Genomic DNA, 19336 nt, shown 5'->3' on the forward strand with positions numbered 1-19336 from the left:
CAGTCAACAGTCGGTACATACAAACGTGTAGCCGTACACGATAGTGCGCTCCACATGCGCAGAAGTCCGTCGTCCCCATGATCCCCGGCATGGCAGATTCCGGCCACGTGGGGCGTGGGGCAACCCGTCACGGCGGCTGTCACCGCTCCCGCGGTTCTGTTCGATGTCAGCTCTCGTGGAGGACGGCGAGGTCTACCAAGAGCAGGTCGTCACGTCGGGCGGCCAGCTTCAACAAGATCGGGATGGAAGCCGTGCAGCTAGCATCGCGGCAGACGCAGCGATGCCTGTGCGCTGCCGGAACGCCGCACGGGACCAGGGACCAGGGCTTCGGCGTAGTCGGATGATGTCCGGTTTGTGATCACGCGAGTCCCGAGAGACCGAGCGGGCGTCGTGCGTCTCGGGCATTGTGTCGCAGGCCGGCGCCGATGTTGGTGCTCCCCGTGAGGCGGAGGGCGCCGATGACGAGGTTGCGCCAGGTGGCCATGGCGCGAGGAGCGGCGCCGGTCCGCAGCTGGGAAGCAAGGCCGCTTCCACGGAACGCAGGCCCGTGCCCCAAGACGCGCGCCTGCGCCGTGAACCGGTCCGCTAGCTCACTCCTCGGCGAACAGTTCCGCCGCGTCCGTAGCGTGTACGGCTCGCTTCGCCCAGGTCTCAAGCTGGTCGAGGTCCGTGCAGGCGCTGACGCGCTCGCGGGCAGAGTCAGTCACCGGAATGCTGCGCCACTCCAGGATGCGAAGCACCATCTGGCGGCGGTCCTCGATACGGCCCTGCTCCAGGCCCTGTTCCCGACCTTCTTCGCGTCCCTCTTCGCGCACCTGCTCGGCGAGTGGGTGGCGCCAGAAGTACTGGATCGCGGTCATGAGCTCCCTCCACATCTGCTTCGCCTGGGGGTCGGCCAGGCATGAGTCGACGAACTGCACGAAGACTGCGGCGCTGTCGGGGTCGATGGTCCGCAGGGCGGCGGCCAGGGACTCCAGTATGGCCGGAGCCTGCGGACCGCGTCCGTGTGTCATGGCCGAGAGCACCGCAAGAGGTACGTCCAGCTCGGCCTGCTTCTCGTCCGCGATCACGGGCACGTTGTCCGGGCTGATCACCAGCGGCCGTACCGTCAGCGACTCCCATCCCGGGAAACCGAGCCGGATGGGACGCGAGGCCCACTTGGCCGTACGGCTGCTCTGAGTGATGACGATGAGAACGGGCTCGCAGCGGTACTTCTCGTACAGGTAACTGAGGTAGCAGGGCCAACTGCCCCGCTTCCGGTCGTCCACCTTCCCCTGCGACTCGACCACCAGCAGGTACGTGCCCTCGTCCGTCTCCGCCCGCAACAGCGTGTCCACGCGGCGCTCGACCGGTTCGATCTCCGTGAGGTCCACGTTCAGCGCGGCGAACTCCCTCGGTTCGGGAAACGGCACGTGCAGGACTTTCTGTAACGCCTTCGTCAGCAGCGCGGGATCCTTCTGGAAGATCTGGTGCAGCGCCTCGTGCGACGAGCCGACCATCACCTCTCCTTTCGTACGACGTCGTGATCAACGAGCTAGGCGGCCACAAGTTCGCACCACACGAACTTGCCCTTGCTGCCGAACCGGGCCGACGGCTGCCACCCCCAGAGGTCCGCGCAGGCCTCCACCAGCCCCAACCCCCGCCCCTCCTCCTGTTCCACCACCTGCTCCAACGGACGCGGCGGGTCGGGCGGCACCGGGTCGGTGTCCCACGCCCCGATCCACACCGCCCCCTCCTCGGTACGGCGAACCCTGAGCGCCGCCGGGCCCTTCGTGTGCCGTACCGCGTTCGACACCAGCTCCGTGGCGAGGAGTTCAGCGGTGTCCGTGAGTCCGGTCAGGCCGTGCGGGGTCAGGATCAGGCGCAGGGTGCGGCGGCACACCGTGACCGCTCTCAGGTCGTTGGGGATGTAGAGGGTGTAGTCCCAGGTTTCGGACATGCGTCATCAACTCCGTTGAGGTGAAGGGATTTTTGGGCGCAGGGTGGCAACGCCGCATTCGCGGTGCACTTCCGCTGCGTGTGCGGTACGTCACCGACGGTATTTCCAAAACTTGGGAAGTTGCAAGCCGTGGTCGTACTCTGGGCCCCGAACGAGCGACATCCACAGGGCAGTTGCGACAGGAGAAACGGTTGCCACCGAAGAGGCACCTCACGGCCCGCAGGGTGCGACTGGGCACCGAACTGCGCAGACTGCGCGAGGCGACAGGCATGAAGGCTCGCGAGGCAGCGGAGCTGCTCGGCGCCGACTCTGCGCAGATCAGCCAGATCGAGTCCGCTGTCGCCGGCGTGAGCGCCGAACGCGTACGACGCATGGCGGCCCACTACGCCTGTACGGACGAGGCGTTGATCAACGCGCTCGTGACCATGGCGACCGACCGCACCCGTGGCTGGTGGGAGGAGTACCGGGGGCAGCTGCCCACGCCGTTCCTGGACCTGCCCGAGCTGGAGCATCACGCCCGCTTCCGGTGGGACGTGGAGTTCCTGCACGTCCCTGGCCTTCTCCAGACCGCGGATTACGCCCGGTCCCTCTTCTCGTACGTGAACCCGGAGTTTCCACAGAGCGATGTCGAGCAGTGGGTAGATCACCGGATGAAGCGGAGGATCATCATCGAGCGCCCGGACCCGGTCCCGTACGAGGCTGTGATCCACGAGGCGGCACTGCGCATCAGGGTCGGCGACCGATCCACGGCACGGGCTCAGCTCGCCCGCGTCCTGGAAATCTCCGAAGCCGATCATGTCACCGTACGTGTCATCCCCTTCGACCTGGATGACTTCGGCGGGGCCGGAAGTGCGATGGTCTATGCGGGCGGCCCCGTCCCCAAGCTGGACACCGTCGTCCGTGACGGCCCCGGCGGGCCCGTGTTCATCGATGCCGAAGCCCAGCTCAATCGATATCGGACCCGATTCCGTAGGATGGAGGAAGTGTCACTGGGCCCCGACCGTTCGCGTGACTTCATGCACCAACTGTCGAAGGAGCTGTGAGCATGCTGACCCCCAACACCTGGCGGAAGTCGTCTTTCTCCGGCGGCGACCAGGGCGACGCCTGCGTCGAAGTCGCGCACCTGGACACCCACATAGGCATCCGCGACTCAAAGACCCCGGACAGAGCGGCCCTCACCTTCCCTCCCGCCGCCTTCACCCCGTTCATCGAGTCTTTGAAGTTCGAGGGCTCAGCGAGGAGTTGAGAGAGTCTCAAGAACTCCGCCGGAAACTGACGCACCGTTCAACACCGTGTGTCAGACTGCCGCGGTGGTAGATCATGTGTTTACCGATCTCACGCTCGCCGCGCTCTACGACCGCCTCAATCCCTGGGGCCCGGGTGACGACTTCTACCTCGGTCTGGTGCGGGAGGCCCGCTCGGTGCTGGACATCGGGTGCGGGACCGGGCAGTTGCTGCGGCGGGCACGGGCCGAGGGGCACCGGGGCCGGCTGACGGGGCTCGATCCGGCCCCCGCCATGCTCGTACAGGCCAGACGGGCCCGGCCGGACGTCGAGTGGGTGCTCGGGGACATGCGCACCCGGCTGTGGAGCGGGGAGTTCGACCTCGCCGTCATGACCGGCCACGCCTTCCAGGAGCTGGTCGGGGACGAGGAGATCCGGCACTGTCTGCGCGGGGTCAGGGCGGCCCTCGGCGACGGCGGGCGGTTCGTGTTCGAGACCCGCAACCCGGCCGCCCGCGCCTGGGAGCGGTGGACCCCGGACCGGGTGTACGAGATCACCGCCGAGGACGGGACAGCGGTGCGGGTGTGGCACGAGGTCCAGGGCGACGGGCTCAGCGGGGGGCGGGTGCGGTTCACGGAGACCTATGACGGCGACCGCTGGGCGGCCCCGCAGGAGTGCCCGAGCGTGCTGCGGTTCCTGGACCCGGAGTCCCTGGAGGGCTTTCTGACCGAGGCCGGGCTGACGGTCGTAGTGCAGTACGGCGATTGGGGGCGGGGGCCGGTCACCCCCGCCAGTCCCGAGATCATCACCGTGGCCCGGCCCGCCTAGTGCGGTGACCGGGATGGTCCACCGTGATCGGAGGGCGGCTCGCGGAGCGAGCGCACGCGCAACGGCTGGTATTACTGGGGCATGCAGGAAGAGATTGCACGCTCCGCGATCGACACGTTCATCTCCGCGTTCAACGCCTCGGACGACAGCTATGTGACTGCCCTGCTCTCCCAGGCCCTGACCTCAGACGTGGTCTTCTGGGGGCCGTTGGGTCGCAGCGAAGGAATCGCGGCGGTCGAACGGTTCGTGCTGGACATCCGGCGCCACCCGGCGGGGACCGGCACGATGGTGCGCTGCTCGGCGGTGGACATGCCTGACGAGTGGGCCCGGTACCAGTGGGTCTTCACCACGCCGGACGGAGGTCCCCGCCTGGCGGGAACGGACGTCGTCCATCTGCGGCGGAGCCTCATCGACCAGGTCATCGTCTTCGCGGGGGAGATCGAGCCGTTCGCCTCCTGAGTCATCCTTCGGTCAGTCGGCGTCCTCCTCCAGCGCCGCCAGCGCCGGGTCCAGGACGATGTCCTCCTCGCGTTCGGTGGTCGGGTCCTCCGGGAAGTGGCAGGCCGTCAGATGGCCCTCGTGGTTCCCGGAGAGCCGGATCAGCGGGGGTTCCTCGGTCGCGCACTTGTCCTGTGCCTTCCAGCAGCGGGTGCGGAAGCGGCAGCCGGAGGGCGGGTTGATCGGCGAGGGGACGTCACCGGCCAGCCGGATGCGCTCGCGCCCGGCGCCCTCCTCCTCCGTGAGGTTCACCTCGGGTACGGCGGACAGCAGGGCGTGGGTGTAGGGGTGGCGCGGGCGGGCGTAGATGGACTGGCGGTCGCCGACCTCGATGATCTTGCCCAGGTACATGACCGCGACGCGCTGCGAGAAGTGCCGGACGATCGCCAGGTCGTGGGCGATGAAGACGAACGCGATGCCCAGCTCGTCCTGCACCTGCTGGAGCAGGTTCACCACCTGCGCCTGGATCGACACGTCCAGTGCGGAGACCGGCTCGTCCGCCACGATCAGTTTCGGCTCCAGCGCCAACGCCCTTGCCACGCCGATGCGTTGCCGCTGGCCGCCGGAGAACTCGTGCGGGAAACGGTTGAAGTGCTCCGGGTTCAGGCCGACGATCTCCAGCAGCTCACGGACCCGCTTCTCCCGGCCGCCCTCCGGTTCGATCCCGTTGATCTCCATCGGGCCCGAGACGATCTTGCCGACCGTCTGCCGCGGGTTCAGCGACGAGTACGGGTCCTGGAAGATCATCTGGATCTCGGACCGGATCGGCGCCAATTCCCTGCGCGTCGCGTGGCTGATGTCCCGGCCCCGGTACCTGATCGAGCCGGACGTCGGCTCCAGCAATCGCGTGATCAGCCGGCCCGTGGTCGACTTGCCGCAGCCCGACTCGCCGACCAGCCCGAAGCTCTCGCCGGCGTGCACGGTCAGGTCGATGCCGTCCACGGCCTGGACCTGGCCGACGGTCCGGCGGATCGGGAAACCGCCCTTGACCGGGAAATGCTTGGTCAGTGCCGAGACCTGGAGCAACGGCTCCAGGTCCGCGCGGGTGTTCTCCTCGCGCGGGGCCGGAAGGACCTGTTCCTCTGTCATGCCGGTGACCTCCTATGACCTAGCCCAGTCGGGGCTTGATCTCCTCGATGAAGATGGTCCGCTTCTGCTCGCCACTCAAGTGACAGGCCGACGCCCGGTCGGGGGCGAGGAGCGGGCGCTCGCGCACGCAGCGGCCGGCGGCCGCCACCCGGTCCTGGAACGTGCAGCGGGGGTGGAAGCGGCAGCCGGACGGCGGGGTGAGCAGCGAGGGCGGCGTGCCGGGGATCGGGGACAGCCGGGTGCCGAGGTCGGAGTCCAGGCGCGGCATCGAGTGCAGCAGGCCCCAGGTGTACGGGTGCTGGGGTGCGCGCAGCACCTCGCCGGTGGTGCCCCGCTCCACCGCGCCGCCCGCGTACATCACCATGATGTCGTCGGCCATGTCGGCGATCACCCCCAGGTCGTGGGTGATGAAGATGATGCCGGATCCGAACTCCTGTTGCAGGTCCTTGAGCAGATCGAGAATCTGCGCCTGCACGGTCACGTCGAGGGCGGTCGTCGGCTCGTCGGCGATGAGCAGGTCGGGGTCGCAGACCAGCGCCATGGCGATCATCGCGCGCTGGCGCATTCCGCCGGAGAACTGGTGCGGATAGTCCTTCGCCCGCTCCCTGGGGTTCGGGATGCCGACCTTGCCGAGCATCTCCACCGCCCGGTCCCACGCCGCCTTCTTCGAGGCACCCGTGTGCTTCATGTACGGCTCGGCGATCTGCCGGCCGACGGTGTAGTACGGGGAGAGCGCGGTGAGCGGGTCCTGGAAGATCATGGCCACCTTGTTGCCGCGCAGCTTCTCCAGCTCGGCCTCGCGGGCGGTGGTCAGCTCCCGTCCGTCCAGCAGGATCTCGCCCTCGATCGTGGTGAACACGGGGTTGTGCAGGCCGAGGATGGTCAGGTTGGTCACGGACTTGCCCGAGCCGGACTCCCCCACGATGCCGAGCGTCCTGCCCCGCTCCAGGTCGAAGGAGAGCCCGTCCACGGCCCGTACGACGCCGTCCTCGGTCCGGAAGCTGACGTGCAGGTCCCGTACGGACAGGAGAGGAATGCTCATCGGTGTCTCTCCTCAGGACAGCCGCACGCGCGGGTCGATGAAGGCGTACGTGGCGTCGACGATGATGTTGAACAGCAGGATCATGGTGGCGGAGAAGAGCATCACGCCGAGCAGCAGCGGCAGGTCGCTGAAGAAGACGGCCTGGACGGCGAGATTGCCGAGGCCGGGCAGGCCGAAGGTGTACTCGGTGATGATGGCGCCGCCGAACAGCGAGCCGAGGTCGATGCCGAAGATGGTGACGATCGGGATCAGCGAGCCGCGCCAGGCGTAGCGGAAGAAGACGTAACGCCGGGACATGCCCTTGGCGCGGGCGGTGCGGACGTGTTCCTCCTGGAGCTGTTCGATCATCGAGGACCGGGCCATACGGGTGTACTGCGCGGCGAAGATCGTGGACAGCACCACCCAGGGGATGATCAGGCCGTTGAACCAGCTGACGGGGTCGTGGGTGAACTCGTTGTAGGCGGGCTTGTCGAACCAGTGGGTCTGGTAGACGAGGACCGCGAGAGCCAGCGGGCCGAGGAAGTAGATCTGCAGCGAGCTGACGACCATGGCGCCCGCGGTGGCCGTCTTGTCGATCAGCGTGCCGCGCCGCCAGGCGGCGAGCAGCCCGGCGCCGAGGCCGACGGCCAGGAAGCACACGGCCGCGCCCAGGGTGAGCGAGACGGTGGTGGGCAGCCGGTCCATCAGCGTGCTCCAGACCTGCTCGTTGGTGTGGTACGAGTACCCGAAGCAGGGGGCGGGGCAGGGGCCCTGGGCGAACCGGCCGCTGCCCAGGACGAGGTTGTGCAGGAAGATCCCGTACTGCTCGGTGATGGGCTTGTCGAGGCCGAGCACATGGTGGATGTTCGCGATGCTGTCCGGGTTGCAGGTCTTGCCGCACATCAGCAGGGCCGGGTCCCGGGGCACCCCGAAGAACAGCAGGAACGCGACGATGCTCAGCAGGAACAGGATGACGACGGCACCGATGATCCGGCGCACGAGGAAGCGCAGCATGGCAGGGCAGCTCTCCGACGTCGGCGGCCGGTTTACTTGATGAACAGACGGCGCGGGTCGATGCCGCCGATGACGTCGTCGTAGACGAGGCCGCCGACCTGGGAGCCGGCGATCTGGACCTGCTTGTAGTAGGCGGTCGGGACCTCGTTGACCACCTTGGTGAGCAGGTACTTGTCGAGTTTCTCCCATTCGGCCGCGGACTTGGCCGGGTCCGTGATCAGGCTGATCCGGTCGATCTCGCTGTTCACGTGCGGGTCGTTGAGCTGCGTGTAGTTCGACGCTCCGTCGGCGATCTGGCGGCCGTCCTCCAGCGGCGGGAGCACCGTCAAGGCGGAGGGCCAGTCGGCGGACCACGCGGTGTGGAAGATGTCGTAGGGGTTGTTCAGCTTGGAGACCTGGTCGAAGTAGGTCTCGGACGGGATCTCCTGGCGCTGGACGTCGAAGCCGGCCTTCTGCAGGCCCGCTGCCATGGCGGTGGAGTACTGCTGGCCCTCGGGGGTGTTCATGTAGCCGAACGTCAGCTTCAGGTGGAGTTTGCCGGCCTGCTGGAGCAGCTTCCTGGCCTTGGCCGGGTCGCCGCCGGGGTTCTTCTTCTTGCCGTACGGGTCGAAGGCGGGGTCGTAGCCGGGGACGGTCGGGGAGATCAGGCCGCCCGCGACCTCCATGGCGTCGCTGCCGCCGTAGGCCCGCACGAAGGGCGAGACCGGCAGGGCGTAGGCGATGGCCTCGCGGACCCGGACGTCCTTCATCTCGGGCTTGCTCGTGTTGATGTGCATCAGGCCGACGAAGCCCTGGTAGCCGGAGACCGTACGGGACTTGAGCTGCGGGTCGCCGAGGACGTGGGAGAGGTTGCCCGCGTCGACCTGGTTGCTGAAGCTGAGGCCGGTCCGGTCGGCCCCGCTGTCGGCGAGCAGCGCCTTGGTGGAGGTCTCGAACTGCTGATTGAACGTGATGGTGAACCGGTCCACGTACTGGTGCCGGATCGGGTCCGTCTTCGGGTCCCAGTTCGGGTTCCTGACCAGCACCATCGATTTGCCGGACTGGAAGGACCGGATCTTGTACGGGCCGGTCGTGACCGGGTTCTTGTCGTACCTCTCCCGGGTGTCGCCCTTGGCGGAGACGACCGAGTAGCCCGCCATGGCCAGGGTGTACGGCAGGTCCGGGTGGGGCTTTTTGAAGTGGAAGACGACCGTCTTCGCGTCGGGCGTCGACAGGACACTGTCCGGCAGGTGCCGGCCCTTGTACGGGCCGTCCGGAAGCAGCTTGCGGTAGTCGGTGCCCGAGGTGTCGGCGAGCCACTGCTGGAGGTAGTTCGGGCCCTGGGTGATGAAGGGCGCGAAGAGGCGCTCGACGCTCTGGCGGACGTCCGCTGAGGTGATCGGGGTGCCGTCGGCGAACTTGATGCCGTCCTTGAGCGTGTACTTCCAGGTTCTGCCGCCGTCGGCGGTGGTGCCGGAGTCGGTGGCGAGGTCGCCGACCACCTCGTGCCGGTGCCCGTCGTCACTGGTCGTCTTGTAGCCGGTCAGGCCTCTGTGGATCAGCTGCGCGACCACCATCTGGGCCTGCACGTAGATCTGGGCCGGGTCGAGATGGGCGTAGCTGTCACGCTCCAGCACCTCCATCGTGCCGCCGGACCTGGCGCCGGGCACGGGGGCCGCGGGTCCGGTGGAGTCGGCGGCGTTCCCGAACTTGACGGGCGCCTGCTGGCTCTTGGCGTTCTGCTGGTCCTTGTTGTCGTTCGAGCCGGTGTCGCTGCCGCCCTTGCTGCAACCGGTGAGCACGAGAGCTCCGGCCGCGAGCACGGAGAGCGCGCCGCATGTGTGGCGTCCGCCCCTGATCATCACGAGGATTCCCACCCTTCTGTGTGTCAGCAGTACGTGCACGTGCCTGGTCAGCGCGCGGTCTTGGGATCGAAGGCGTCCCTGACCGAGTCCCCGAGGAGGTTGAACGCGACGACGAAGATGATCATCGAGACGCCGGGGAAGAACATGTAGGTGATGTCGTTCTCCATCACCAGCTGGGTGGACGCCTTGGCGAACATCTGCCCCCAGTCCGGCGTGGGTTCGACGATGCCCACACCGAGATAGGACAGACCCGCCTCGGCGGTCACGAAGTTGGGCAGCAGATAGGTCGCCTGCACCAGCAGCGGGGTCACGAGGTTCGGCAGGATCTCCTTGCTGATGATCCGCCACGGCGAGGCGCCGCTGACCTTCGCCGCCTCGATGAACTCCCGCTCCCGCAGGGCGAGTGAGGTGCCGCGCAGGATGCGGCCGAGCCCCATCCAGCCCAGGAACCACTGGACCAGGATCAGGGCGACCACCCGGACGTAGGTGGGGGTCTCGTCACGGGGGCTGACGAACAGGGAGACGACGACCGGCATGCTGGCGATGAAGAACAGCTGGGCCGGGAAGGCGAGCAGGAAGTCGATGACCCGGCCGATGAAGTAGTCGGTCCTGCCGCCGAGATAGCCGGCCGCGACCCCGAGCAGGATGCCGGTGACGACGACGGCGAGGGTGACCGCGACCGAGATCATCAGCGAGGTGCGGATGCCGTAGACCAGCTTGGTGAAGACGTCGTAGCCGTTGCCGGGTTCGAGGCCGAACCAGAACTCGCCGCTGATACCGCCGTTGGGCTTCACCGGCACACCGGCGCTGTCGAAGAGGTCCGGGCGTTCGTCCGCGTACACCGTGTACGGGTTCTTGCCGTAGAGCGTGGAGATCAGGGGGGCGAGCAGGCCGATCAGGAAGAAGAAGCCCACGACGTAGGCCGAGATCACCCCCGTGCGGTCGCGTCTGAAGCGCAGCCACATGAGCCGGCCAGGTGACCGGCCCTCGATCTTGCCAGGATTTGTCACGGATCGCCCACTTCACCAGTAGGAATGTGACTCCACGTGTTCACCCAATGACCCGAGCGCTGTCCGCAAACTACCCCCGAAAACGGGTTGCAAAAAGCCCGGGCACCCCCCTTCCTGGGGGGTGCCCGGGCTCAACTCGGCTTGGCTCAGCCGTGCTTGGCGCGGCTCGCGGCGCGGGCCCGCTCACGCTGGTCCAGGTTCACCTTGCGGATGCGCACGGCCTCCGGGGTCACCTCGACGCACTCGTCGTCACGGCAGAACTCCAGCGACTGCTCCAGCGACAGCTTGCGCGGCGGCACGATCGACTCGGCCACGTCGGCCGTCGAGGACCGCATGTTGGTGAGCTTCTTCTCCTTGGTGATGTTGACGTCCATGTCGTCGGAGCGGGAGTTCTCGCCGACGATCATGCCCTCGTACACCTCGGTGCCCGGCTCCACGAAGAGCACGCCGCGCTCCTGGAGGTTCGTCATCGCGAACGCGGTGACGGCACCGGCGCGGTCGGCGACCAGCGAGCCGTTGTTACGGGTCTGCAGGGTGCCGAACCACGGCTCGTGGCCCTCGTGGATCGAGTGGCCGATGCCCGTGCCGCGGGTCTGCGTCAGGAACTCGGTCCGGAAACCGATCAGACCGCGGGACGGAACCACGAACTCCATGCGGACCCAGCCCGAGCCGTGGTTGGACATGTTGTCCATGCGGCCCTTGCGGACACCCATGAGCTGCGTGACCGCACCCATGTGCTCCTCGGGCACGTCGATCGTCATGCGCTCGACCGGCTCGTAGACCTTGCCGTCGACGTCCTTGGTGACGACCTGCGGCTTGCCGACGGTCAGCTCGTAGCCCTCCCGGCGCATGGTCTCGACGAGAATCGCGAGCGCCAGCTCACCACGGCCCTGCACCTCCCAGGCGTCCGGGCGGTCGGTCTCCAGCACGCGCAGCGAGACGTTACCGATCAGCTCGCGGTCCAGGCGGTCCTTCACCTGGCGGGCGGTGACCTTGCGGTCCTTCACGGCCGCCTTCGCGTCGGCGCCCTTGCCGGTGCCGCCACGGCCGACGAGCGGGGAGGTGTTCGTACCGATGACCATGGAGATCGCCGGCTCGTCCACCGTGATCAGCGGCAGCGGGACGGGGTTCTCGGTGTCCGCGAGCGTCTCACCGATCATGATGTCGGGGATACCGGCGACCGCGCAGATGTCGCCCGGGCCGGCCTTCTCGGCGGGCTTGCGGGTGAGCGCCTCGGTCATCATCAGCTCGGAGATGCGCACGTTGCTGATGGAGCCGTCGCGCTTGATCCAGGCGACCGTCTGGCCCTTGCGCAGCTCGCCCTGCTCCACGCGGAGCAGCGCGATACGGCCGAGGAAGTTGTCGGCGTCGAGGTTGGTGACGTGGGCCTGGAGCGGCGCGTCCTCGTCGTACGTCGGGGCCGGGATGTGCTCCAGGATCGTGGAGAAGAACGGCTCCAGGCTGTCGCTGTCGGCCGGGACCGTGCCGTCGTCCGGCTTGGTCAGCGAGGCGATGCCGTCACGGCCGCAGGCGTAGACGATCGGGAACTCGATCTGCTCCTCGTCGGCGTCCAGGTCGAGGAAGAGGTCGTAGGTCTCGTTGACGACCTCGTCGATCCGGGAGTCCGGGCGGTCCGTCTTGTTGATGCACAGGATGACGGGCAGGCGCTGCTGGAGGGCCTTGCGCAGCACGAAGCGGGTCTGCGGCAGCGGGCCCTCGGAGGCGTCCACCAGCAGCACGACGCCGTCGACCATCGACAGACCGCGCTCGACCTCGCCACCGAAGTCGGCGTGGCCGGGGGTGTCGATGATGTTGATGGTGATCGGTTCCCCGCCGTCCTTGGGGTGGTACTTCACCGCCGTGTTCTTGGCGAGGATCGTGATGCCCTTCTCACGCTCCAGGTCGTTCGAGTCCATCACCCGGTCGTCGACCTGGTCGAGCTGGTGGGCGGCGAACGCGCCGGCCTGCTTCAGCATGCCGTCGACGATGGTGGTCTTGCCATGGTCGACGTGGGCGACGATGGCGACGTTGCGGATGTCGTGGCGCGTGGCCATAAGTTGCCGTACTCCCGGAGTGTGAGGAAAGCCTGCGCGTACGTCTGCGTTACGCGGGCCCTGCCGGGCTTGACACGCCACGGCCTTACCCCATCGTACGGGGCGCTGAGGAAGTCGGCTTCCTCAGGGCTCTGTGATGATCTCCATGGCGGTCATTTCTTGGGACTGATGGGACTCGGGGCACCTTTCGCGCCCTTCTTCAGATAGCCCATGTCCTCGAAGACCGGCGTCTGGAAACCGAACGCCCCGGCGTTGACGAGATCCCGCCGCGCCCCCACCAGCTGCGGCCGCTGATACAGCGGAATCGATCCGGCGGCTGCCCAGATCCTGGCGTCCGCCTTCCTGATCAGGTCCCGCTCCTCGCCCTCGTCCAGGGTCGCCGCGGCCTGGTCGAAGAGCTGGTCCACCTGGTCCGTGCCGACCCGCGTGTAGTTCTGCTCGACGTTCACCGACCCGTCGGCGGCCGGCGCCGGCTTGGCGTAGACCGGCCGGGCGTCCGTCGCCGGGAAGGCCGACGAGGGCCACGAGTACAGCGCGAGGTCGTAGTCGCCGGAGGCGATGTGGTCCTTGAAGTAGCTGTCGTCCGGGACCTTGCTGATCGTCGTCCGGATGCCGACCTGCTCCAGCATCGCGGAGATCCGCTCGGCGACCGTGTTCAGCGTCTCGGAGCCGGGCCCGGAGGGGAGCACGAAGCGCAGCGTGAGCGCCTTGCCGTCCTTGGCGAGCGGTGCGGCCGGCGCGGCGCCCGGGGCGGCCGTGCCCTGGGGGGCGTACGCCCCGGCCGCGCCCCCGTGCCTGCCCTCCTGCGCGAGATGCCGGTCGGCGCCGTCGCCCCGGTCGCCGCCCTTGCTGTCATCGCCCTTGTCGTCCTCGCCGACGATGTACTGCCCGTCCCTGCCCCCGTCGGACGGCTTCTCCTTGTCGCCGTTGTCTTTCTTGTCACCCTTGTCACTCTCGGGACCGGCCGCCTTGTCGCCCTTCTTCGGCTCCTTGACCGGGCCCCCGGACACCCAGCCGGCGTCGGCGAGCAGCGCTGCCGCCTCCTTGGTGTCCATCATGCCGATCGCGCCGCTGCCGTCGGCGTAGTCGGGCTGCCCGGACAGGGCGAGATGGCTGCCGACCGGGATCGCGGGCAGGCCCAGCGGGGTGAGCACCAGCTTGGCCAGCGCCGTGCGGTCCAGGGCGCGGGCGACGGCCCGGCGGACCCGCTCGTCGGCCAGCGGGCCCTCGGAGCCGTTGAGGGCCAGCTGGGTGTAGGCGGGCTCCAGCGACTTGCGGACGTCGAAGCCGCTCAGCGCCTGCTGCTCGTCCAGGTAGCCGGCGATGGCCTTGCGCAGCTCCGTCTGATCCGACTCGGCCTCGTCCGAGTTCAAGCCGTGCGCCAGCGCCCAGGAGCGCAGCTTCTTCACGGAGGTCTTGCCGGAGCCCCGCAGCGGGTTCGCACCGCCGTGCGCGGCGAGCCCGATCCGCCGGGCCTCGGCGGGGTCGATGTCGGCGAGGTCCACGCTGCCGTCGGCGAGCGCGGCGGCCCGCTTGTCGCGGGGTACGGCGTGCAGCTCGATCTGGGACAGCTTGGCGGGCCGGCCCCACCAGCGCGGGTTGCGGGTGAGGACGACGTCCTTCTGGGCGGTGTCGACCTTGTCCACCGTGAAGGGTCCGGCGGTGACCTTCAGCTTGCGCCGGGCGCCGTCGTTGAAGGCGTCCGGGGTGCCGGTGACGTCCTTCGGGTACAGCGGCGAGAACAGCGACTTCCAGTCGGCGTAGGGGCGGGAGAAGGTGACCCGGACCTGGAGGTCGCTGGCGCCGCGCTCGATCTTCTCGATGCGGTCGTACCCGGCGTTGCGGGCGGTCCAGTAGGCGCTGTCCTTGCCGGACAGGGCGCGCCACTGGGCGACGAAGTCGGCGGCGCCGATCTCCCGGCCGTCGCTCCACACGGCCTGCTGGTTCAGTTTGTACAGCACGACCTGGCGCGGCTCGGTCTCGATGACCTTGGCCGACTCCAGGTAGGCCGGGTCGGGCACCGGCCGGCCGGTGGCGTCGAGCCGGAACATGGAGGGCAGCACGGCCTGGGCGATCCGGTTGGTGCCGGCGTCGGCGTCGGCCTGGAAGGTGTTCAGGGTCTCGGGGACGGCGTCGACGGCCCACTTCAGCGTGCCGCCGTCGGCGATCCGGTCCCGGCCGACGGGAGCGATGTCCTGCCCGGCGAGGGGCTTCGCGACCTCTTCCTCGTCGGAGCCGCACCCGGCGAGGAATGGCACCGCGAGCGCGCCCGCGGCCAGAAAGGCGACCGATCGCATGACGGCGCGCGGCCCGACTCCGTCGTGGGACATCTCTGCTACCTCCAGGAAGCCGCGAGCGATATGATCACCTTTGGCGGTATTTGGAGCTGATCAGATCTAATGCGGCCCACTGAAGAGGAAAGGATCCGGCCACAGCGGGCGACACGGCGACGACGGGCGGTAACCTCACCCGTTCGGCGCAATACGACCGAAAGATGCATCCGTACGCCTCCGCCAATCGCTGCACATGCCTTCACATCGGCAGGTGTGACGCGCAACACTCCAAGGCGCATGAACGTTGCCGCCCCGGCACGCCGGACCCGTGGAAGTGAGGACACGTCATGTCCGTGCACGACGACATCGCCTCGGTCCAGCGCTCTCTCGACGAACTCGACCGGTCGCTGGGGCGCCTGGAGCACCAGCTCGGCAGCGGCGACCTGGAGATGCGCCGGGTCCGCGTGGACGCCGACCATCTGCGCGAGAGCCTCCGGCTGCTCCGGGAGGCGGCCGACACCGGCACCCGGACCGAGCCGCGCCGGCCCGACCTCGTCACCATCTCCGACAAGCCCTACGACTTCAGCCTGTGGACGGACACGGACGACGAAGGCCTGGGCGCCCGCGACCGGCATGCGCCCTGACCCCCCGAGCCACAGCAAGAGCCACGGAAGAGCCGTGAAAGAGCCATAGAAGCGGAGCCCCGCCTTGGCCACTGGTACCGACCCCCAACAGAACAGCGGCGGCGTACGGACGGCTGCGCGCGCCGCGATCGACGCGCCGCATCTGCGGACCGACCGCTGGTGGCTGGCGCCCGCCGCCACCGCGGCCGGCCTGTTCGCCTTCGTCGTGTACTCCGCCTGGCGGGCCTTCGCGAACGCGGACTACTACGCGGCGCCGTACGTCTCGCCGTTCTACTCGCCCTGTCTGGCACAGAACTGCCGGACCATGCACGCGGGCCCGAACGCCGACGTCTTCGGGAGCTGGTGGGGTCTGTCCCCCGCCATCATCATCCTGATCTTTCCGCTCGGCTTCCGGCTGACCTGCTACTACTACCGCAAGGCGTACTACCGCAGCTTCTGGGCGTCCCCGCCCGCCTGCGCCGTCGCCGAGCCGCACAAGAAGTACACCGGCGAGACCCGCTTCCCGCTGATCCTGCAGAACGTCCACCGGTACTTCTTCTACGCCGCCGTGCTGGTCGCCGGCGTGCTCACCTACGACACCGTGCTGGCCTTCCGGGACACCCACTACCGCTGGGGCCACATGGGCCTCGGCACCCTGGTCTTCCTGGTCAACATCGTGCTGATCTGGGCGTACACGATCTCCTGCCACTCGTGCCGGCACATCGTCGGCGGCAAGCTCAAGCACTTCTCCAAGCACCCGGTGCGCTATCGGGCATGGAGTTACGTCGGCCGGCTCAACGGCCGGCACATGCAGCTGGCGTGGGCGTCGCTGTTCAGCGTGTGGCTCGCCGACTTCTACGTCTATCTCGTCGCGTCCGGGGTCTTCGCCGACCCGCGCTTCTTCTAGAGCTTCCAGTGAGGGACTGAACTGATGTCCGTGGTGGACCGGCAGGAGTGGGACGTCGTCGTGGTCGGTGCCGGCGGCGCCGGGCTGCGGGCCGCGATCGAGGCGCGCGAGCGGGGTGCCCGTACGGCGGTGATCTGCAAGTCGCTGTTCGGCAAGGCGCACACGGTGATGGCCGAGGGCGGCATCGCGGCGGCGATGGCCAACGTCAACGAGCACGACAACTGGCAGGTCCACTTCCGCGACACCATGCGTGGCGGCAAGTTCCTCAACCAGTGGCGGATGGCCGAGCTGCACGCGCAGGAGGCCCCGGACCGGGTGTGGGAGCTGGAGACCTGGGGCGCGCTGTTCGACCGTACGAAGGACGGCCGGATCTCGCAGCGCAACTTCGGCGGCCACGAGTACCCGCGCCTCGCCCACGTCGGCGACCGTACGGGCCTGGAACTGATCCGCACGCTCCAGCAGAAGATCGTCGCCCTGCAACAGGAGGACTTCAAGGAGACCGGGGACTACGAGTCCCGGCTGAAGGTCTTCCAGGAGTGCACGGTCACGAGGATTCTCAAGGACGGGGATCGCGTTTCAGGTGTCTTCGCCTACGACCGGGAGACCGGCCGTTTCTTCGTCCTGGAGGCCCCCGCGGTCGTGGTCGCGACCGGCGGCATCGGCAAGTCCTTCAAGGTGACGTCGAACTCGTGGGAGTACACGGGCGACGGGCACGCGCTGGCGCTGCTCGCGGGCGCACCCCTGCTGAACATGGAGTTCGTGCAGTTCCACCCGACCGGCATGGTCTGGCCGCCGTCGGTGAAGGGCATCCTCGTCACCGAATCGGTGCGCGGCGACGGCGGGGTGCTCCGGAACTCCGAGGGCAAGCGGTTCATGTTCGACTACATCCCGGACGTCTTCAAGGAGAAGTACGCGGAGTCCGAGGAGGAGGGCGACCGCTGGTACGAGGACCCGGACCACAACCGCCGCCCACCGGAGCTGCTCCCCCGCGACGAGGTGGCCCGCGCGATCAACTCCGAGGTGAAGGCGGGCCGCGGCTCGCCGCACGGCGGGGTCTTCCTGGACGTGTCCACGCGGATGCCGGCCGAGGTGATCCGGCGCCGGCTGCCGTCCATGTACCACCAGTTCAAGGAGCTGGCGGACGTCGACATCACGGCCGAGGCGATGGAGGTCGGCCCGACCTGCCACTACGTGATGGGCGGCATCGCGGTCGACTCGGACACGGCGGCGGCGCGCGGCGTGCCGGGGCTGTTCGCGGCCGGTGAGGTGGCCGGCGGCATGCACGGCTCCAACCGGCTCGGCGGCAACTCCCTCTCCGACCTGCTGGTCTTCGGGCGCCGGGCGGGCTGGCACGCGGCCGAGTACGCCCAGGCGCACCCGCGGCCGCCGGTCGACGACGCCCAGGTCGACGCGGCGTCCGCGGAAGCCCTGCGCCCCTTCTCCGCGGAGACGGAGGGTGAGGCGGGCCCGCCGGAGAACCCGTACACCCTGCACCAGGAACTCCAGCAGACCATGAACGACCTGGTCGGCATCATCCGCCGCGAGGGCGAGATGGAGCAGGCCCTGGAGAAGCTCGCGGAGCTGCGGGTGCGCGCCCGCCGGGCCGGTGTGGAGGGGCACCGCCAGTTCAACCCGGGCTGGCATCTCGCCCTGGACCTGAGGAACATGCTGCTGGTCAGCGAGTGCGTGGCCCGGGCGGCGCTGGAGCGCACCGAGTCGCGCGGCGGGCACACCCGCGAGGACTGTCCGACGATGGAGCGCTCCTGGCGCAATGTGAACCTGCTGTGCGCGCTCGCCGACCCCTCCGGCGGCCTGGCGGCGACGGACCCCGCCCGGGGCCAGATCCGGCTGACCCGCGAGACCACCGATCCCATCCGCCCGGACCTGCTCGCCCTCTTCGAGAAGGAGGAGCTGGTCAAGTACCTCGCCGAAGAGGAGCTGTACGAGTGAGCAGCTACGAGGCCCGCTTCAAGGTGTGGCGGGGCGACGCCGGGGGCGGCGGCCTGGAGGACTTCGCGGTCGAGGTCAACGACGGCGAGGTGGTGCTGGACATCATCCACCGCCTCCAGGCCACCCAGGCCCCCGACCTGGCCGTGCGCTGGAACTGCAAGGCGGGCAAGTGCGGTTCGTGCTCGGCGGAGATCAACGGCCGGCCGCGCCTGATGTGCATGACGCGCATGTCGGTGTTCACCCGCGACGAGACGATCACGGTGACCCCCCTGCGCGCGTTCCCGGTGATCCGCGATCTGGTGACGGACGTCGGCTTCAACTACCAGAAGGCGCGCGAGATCCCCGCCTTCGTGCCGCCGGCCGGCCTCGGCCCCGGCGAGTACCGGATGATGCAGAAGGACGTGGACCGCGCGCAGGAGTTCCGCAAGTGCATCGAGTGCTTCCTGTGCCAGGGCACCTGCCATGTGGTGCGCGACCACGAGGAGAACAAGGCCGCGTTCGCCGGCCCGCGCTACCTGATGCGCGTCGCCGAACTCGACATGCACCCGCTGGACGCGGCCGCCGAGACCGGCCTGGACCGCAAGAGCACGGCCCAGGACGAGCACGGCCTCGGCTACTGCAACATCACCAAGTGCTGCACGGAGGTGTGCCCGGAGGGCATCCACATCACCGACAACGCCCTGATCCCCCTGAAGGAGCGGGCGGTCGACCGCAAGTACGACCCGCTGGTGTGGCTGGGCTCGAAGATCAGGAGGAGGTCGTCGTCGTAGCGGCGCCGTCGCGGCCGGGGCGCTCGGACAGCACCCGCAGGCGCAGCGCGGCCATGATGCCGAGCCAGCCGAGCCAGGCCAGGGGGTTGTGGCCGCCGGCGAGCGGGCCCAGGTAGATAAAGACCGCCCAGCCGACGGCCCCGAGGAGGCAGCCGTAGCCCCACAGCTTCGGGCGCAGGACCCGGGCGCGGCCCCAGGCGACGACCCAGCCGGTCGTGAGGCTCGCGACGCCCGCGGCGCCGAGGAGAACGAAGATGACGGCGGCGGCCACCGCCAAGGCCATGTGCATGGCG

The 19336-nt window shown here is 68.6% G+C and carries 18 protein-coding genes; 8 read left to right on the forward strand and 10 right to left on the reverse strand.

Annotation, left to right across the window (positions count from 1 at the left end; translation table 11 throughout):
- Positions 1–590 precede the first annotated feature (590 nt).
- Both LE548_RS21660 and LE548_RS21665 read right to left on the reverse strand, forming a co-directional pair.
- A complete protein-coding gene (locus LE548_RS21660; RefSeq protein ID WP_225098575.1) occupies positions 591–1499 on the reverse strand; it encodes a hypothetical protein in 909 nt (302 codons plus the stop codon).
- Between the two features lie 35 nt (positions 1500–1534).
- On the reverse strand, positions 1535–1939 hold the full coding sequence (locus LE548_RS21665) for an ATP-binding protein (protein WP_225098576.1): 405 nt from the start codon (positions 1937–1939) through the stop codon (positions 1535–1537).
- A 191-nt stretch (positions 1940–2130) separates the two neighbouring features.
- On the opposite strand from LE548_RS21665, the gene LE548_RS21670 reads away from it, so the two are divergent.
- From LE548_RS21670 to LE548_RS21685, 4 genes are all read left to right on the forward strand, one after another.
- Positions 2131–2982 (forward strand): helix-turn-helix transcriptional regulator, encoded by an 852-nt coding sequence (locus LE548_RS21670; RefSeq protein ID WP_225098577.1) that lies wholly within the window; start codon positions 2131–2133, stop codon positions 2980–2982.
- Positions 2983–2984: 2 nt separating this feature from the next.
- Positions 2985–3185 carry a DUF397 domain-containing protein gene (locus LE548_RS21675; protein WP_225098578.1) on the forward strand — a complete coding sequence of 67 codons (201 nt, stop codon included), beginning with the start codon at positions 2985–2987 and terminating at the stop codon, positions 3183–3185.
- A gap of 76 nt (positions 3186–3261) precedes the next feature.
- Positions 3262–3990, forward strand: coding sequence for a trans-aconitate 2-methyltransferase (locus tag LE548_RS21680; RefSeq protein WP_225098579.1), 729 nt, complete (start codon positions 3262–3264; stop codon positions 3988–3990).
- 81 nt (positions 3991–4071) lie between these two features.
- The gene (locus LE548_RS21685) at positions 4072–4449 is read left to right on the forward strand and encodes a hypothetical protein (RefSeq protein WP_071384304.1); all 378 of its coding nucleotides are present in this window, start codon (positions 4072–4074) and stop codon (positions 4447–4449) included.
- A gap of 12 nt (positions 4450–4461) precedes the next feature.
- On the opposite strand, the gene LE548_RS21690 is transcribed toward LE548_RS21685, so the two are convergent.
- The 7 genes from LE548_RS21690 to LE548_RS21720 form a co-directional block, all read right to left on the reverse strand.
- Positions 4462–5577, reverse strand: coding sequence for an ABC transporter ATP-binding protein (locus LE548_RS21690; RefSeq protein ID WP_225098580.1), 1116 nt, complete (start codon positions 5575–5577; stop codon positions 4462–4464).
- Between the two features lie 19 nt (positions 5578–5596).
- The gene (locus LE548_RS21695; protein ID WP_225098581.1) at positions 5597–6619 is read right to left on the reverse strand and encodes an ABC transporter ATP-binding protein; all 1023 of its coding nucleotides are present in this window, start codon (positions 6617–6619) and stop codon (positions 5597–5599) included.
- 12 nt (positions 6620–6631) lie between these two features.
- Complete coding sequence (locus LE548_RS21700; RefSeq protein ID WP_225098582.1) at positions 6632–7612, reverse strand: ABC transporter permease; 981 nt, start codon at positions 7610–7612, stop codon at positions 6632–6634.
- A 32-nt stretch (positions 7613–7644) separates the two neighbouring features.
- On the reverse strand, positions 7645–9453 hold the full coding sequence (locus tag LE548_RS21705) for an ABC transporter substrate-binding protein (protein WP_225098754.1): 1809 nt from the start codon (positions 9451–9453) through the stop codon (positions 7645–7647).
- Between the two features lie 50 nt (positions 9454–9503).
- On the reverse strand, positions 9504–10466 hold the full coding sequence (locus LE548_RS21710) for an ABC transporter permease (protein WP_308030380.1): 963 nt from the start codon (positions 10464–10466) through the stop codon (positions 9504–9506).
- A 146-nt stretch (positions 10467–10612) separates the two neighbouring features.
- Positions 10613–12520, reverse strand: coding sequence for a translational GTPase TypA (gene typA, locus LE548_RS21715; RefSeq protein ID WP_225098583.1), 1908 nt, complete (start codon positions 12518–12520; stop codon positions 10613–10615).
- 152 nt (positions 12521–12672) lie between these two features.
- On the reverse strand, positions 12673–14850 hold the full coding sequence (locus LE548_RS21720; protein ID WP_225098584.1) for an ABC transporter family substrate-binding protein: 2178 nt from the start codon (positions 14848–14850) through the stop codon (positions 12673–12675).
- 290 nt (positions 14851–15140) lie between these two features.
- Here LE548_RS21720 and LE548_RS21725 point away from each other — a divergent pair, with 290 nt between their 5' ends.
- From LE548_RS21725 to LE548_RS21740, 4 genes are all read left to right on the forward strand, one after another.
- Positions 15141–15437 (forward strand): hypothetical protein, encoded by a 297-nt coding sequence (locus LE548_RS21725; protein ID WP_225098585.1) that lies wholly within the window; start codon positions 15141–15143, stop codon positions 15435–15437.
- A 64-nt stretch (positions 15438–15501) separates the two neighbouring features.
- The gene (locus tag LE548_RS21730) at positions 15502–16323 is read left to right on the forward strand and encodes a hypothetical protein (RefSeq protein WP_225098586.1); all 822 of its coding nucleotides are present in this window, start codon (positions 15502–15504) and stop codon (positions 16321–16323) included.
- Positions 16324–16347: 24 nt separating this feature from the next.
- Positions 16348–18273 carry a fumarate reductase/succinate dehydrogenase flavoprotein subunit gene (locus tag LE548_RS21735; RefSeq protein ID WP_225098587.1) on the forward strand — a complete coding sequence of 642 codons (1926 nt, stop codon included), beginning with the start codon at positions 16348–16350 and terminating at the stop codon, positions 18271–18273.
- The gene (locus tag LE548_RS21740) at positions 18270–19043 is read left to right on the forward strand and encodes a succinate dehydrogenase/fumarate reductase iron-sulfur subunit (RefSeq protein WP_225098588.1); all 774 of its coding nucleotides are present in this window, start codon (positions 18270–18272) and stop codon (positions 19041–19043) included. The genes LE548_RS21735 and LE548_RS21740 overlap by 4 nt, the downstream gene beginning before the upstream one ends.
- Here LE548_RS21740 and LE548_RS21745 read toward each other — a convergent pair.
- Entirely contained in the window at positions 19021–19332 is a 312-nt protein-coding gene (locus LE548_RS21745) for a hypothetical protein (RefSeq protein ID WP_225098589.1), read from the reverse strand. The genes LE548_RS21740 and LE548_RS21745 overlap by 23 nt on opposite strands.
- Positions 19333–19336: the final 4 nt, after the last annotated feature.

The organism is Streptomyces sp. CoH27 (genome assembly GCF_020181035.1).
GTDB lineage: Bacteria > Actinomycetota > Actinomycetes > Streptomycetales > Streptomycetaceae > Streptomyces > Streptomyces camelliae.

Excerpts from the sequence above, each read along its gene's own strand:
- LE548_RS21660 (WP_225098575.1), bottom strand. The coding sequence starts at position 1,499 with ATGGTCGGCTCGTCGCACGAGGCGCTGCACCAGATCTTCCAGAAGGAT.
- LE548_RS21665 (WP_225098576.1), bottom strand. The coding sequence starts at position 1,939 with ATGTCCGAAACCTGGGACTACACCCTCTACATCCCCAACGACCTGAGA.
- LE548_RS21675 (WP_225098578.1), top strand. The coding sequence starts at position 2,985 with ATGCTGACCCCCAACACCTGGCGGAAGTCGTCTTTCTCCGGCGGCGAC.
- LE548_RS21685 (WP_071384304.1), top strand. The coding sequence starts at position 4,072 with ATGCAGGAAGAGATTGCACGCTCCGCGATCGACACGTTCATCTCCGCG.
- LE548_RS21690 (WP_225098580.1), bottom strand. The coding sequence starts at position 5,577 with ATGACAGAGGAACAGGTCCTTCCGGCCCCGCGCGAGGAGAACACCCGC.
- LE548_RS21695 (WP_225098581.1), bottom strand. The coding sequence starts at position 6,619 with ATGAGCATTCCTCTCCTGTCCGTACGGGACCTGCACGTCAGCTTCCGG.
- LE548_RS21700 (WP_225098582.1), bottom strand. The coding sequence starts at position 7,612 with ATGCTGCGCTTCCTCGTGCGCCGGATCATCGGTGCCGTCGTCATCCTG.
- LE548_RS21705 (WP_225098754.1), bottom strand. The coding sequence starts at position 9,453 with ATGATCAGGGGCGGACGCCACACATGCGGCGCGCTCTCCGTGCTCGCG.
- typA (WP_225098583.1), bottom strand. The coding sequence starts at position 12,520 with ATGGCCACGCGCCACGACATCCGCAACGTCGCCATCGTCGCCCACGTC.
- LE548_RS21720 (WP_225098584.1), bottom strand. The coding sequence starts at position 14,850 with ATGTCCCACGACGGAGTCGGGCCGCGCGCCGTCATGCGATCGGTCGCC.
- LE548_RS21725 (WP_225098585.1), top strand. The coding sequence starts at position 15,141 with ATGTCCGTGCACGACGACATCGCCTCGGTCCAGCGCTCTCTCGACGAA.
- LE548_RS21735 (WP_225098587.1), top strand. The coding sequence starts at position 16,348 with ATGTCCGTGGTGGACCGGCAGGAGTGGGACGTCGTCGTGGTCGGTGCC.
- LE548_RS21745 (WP_225098589.1), bottom strand. The coding sequence starts at position 19,332 with ATGCACATGGCCTTGGCGGTGGCCGCCGCCGTCATCTTCGTTCTCCTC.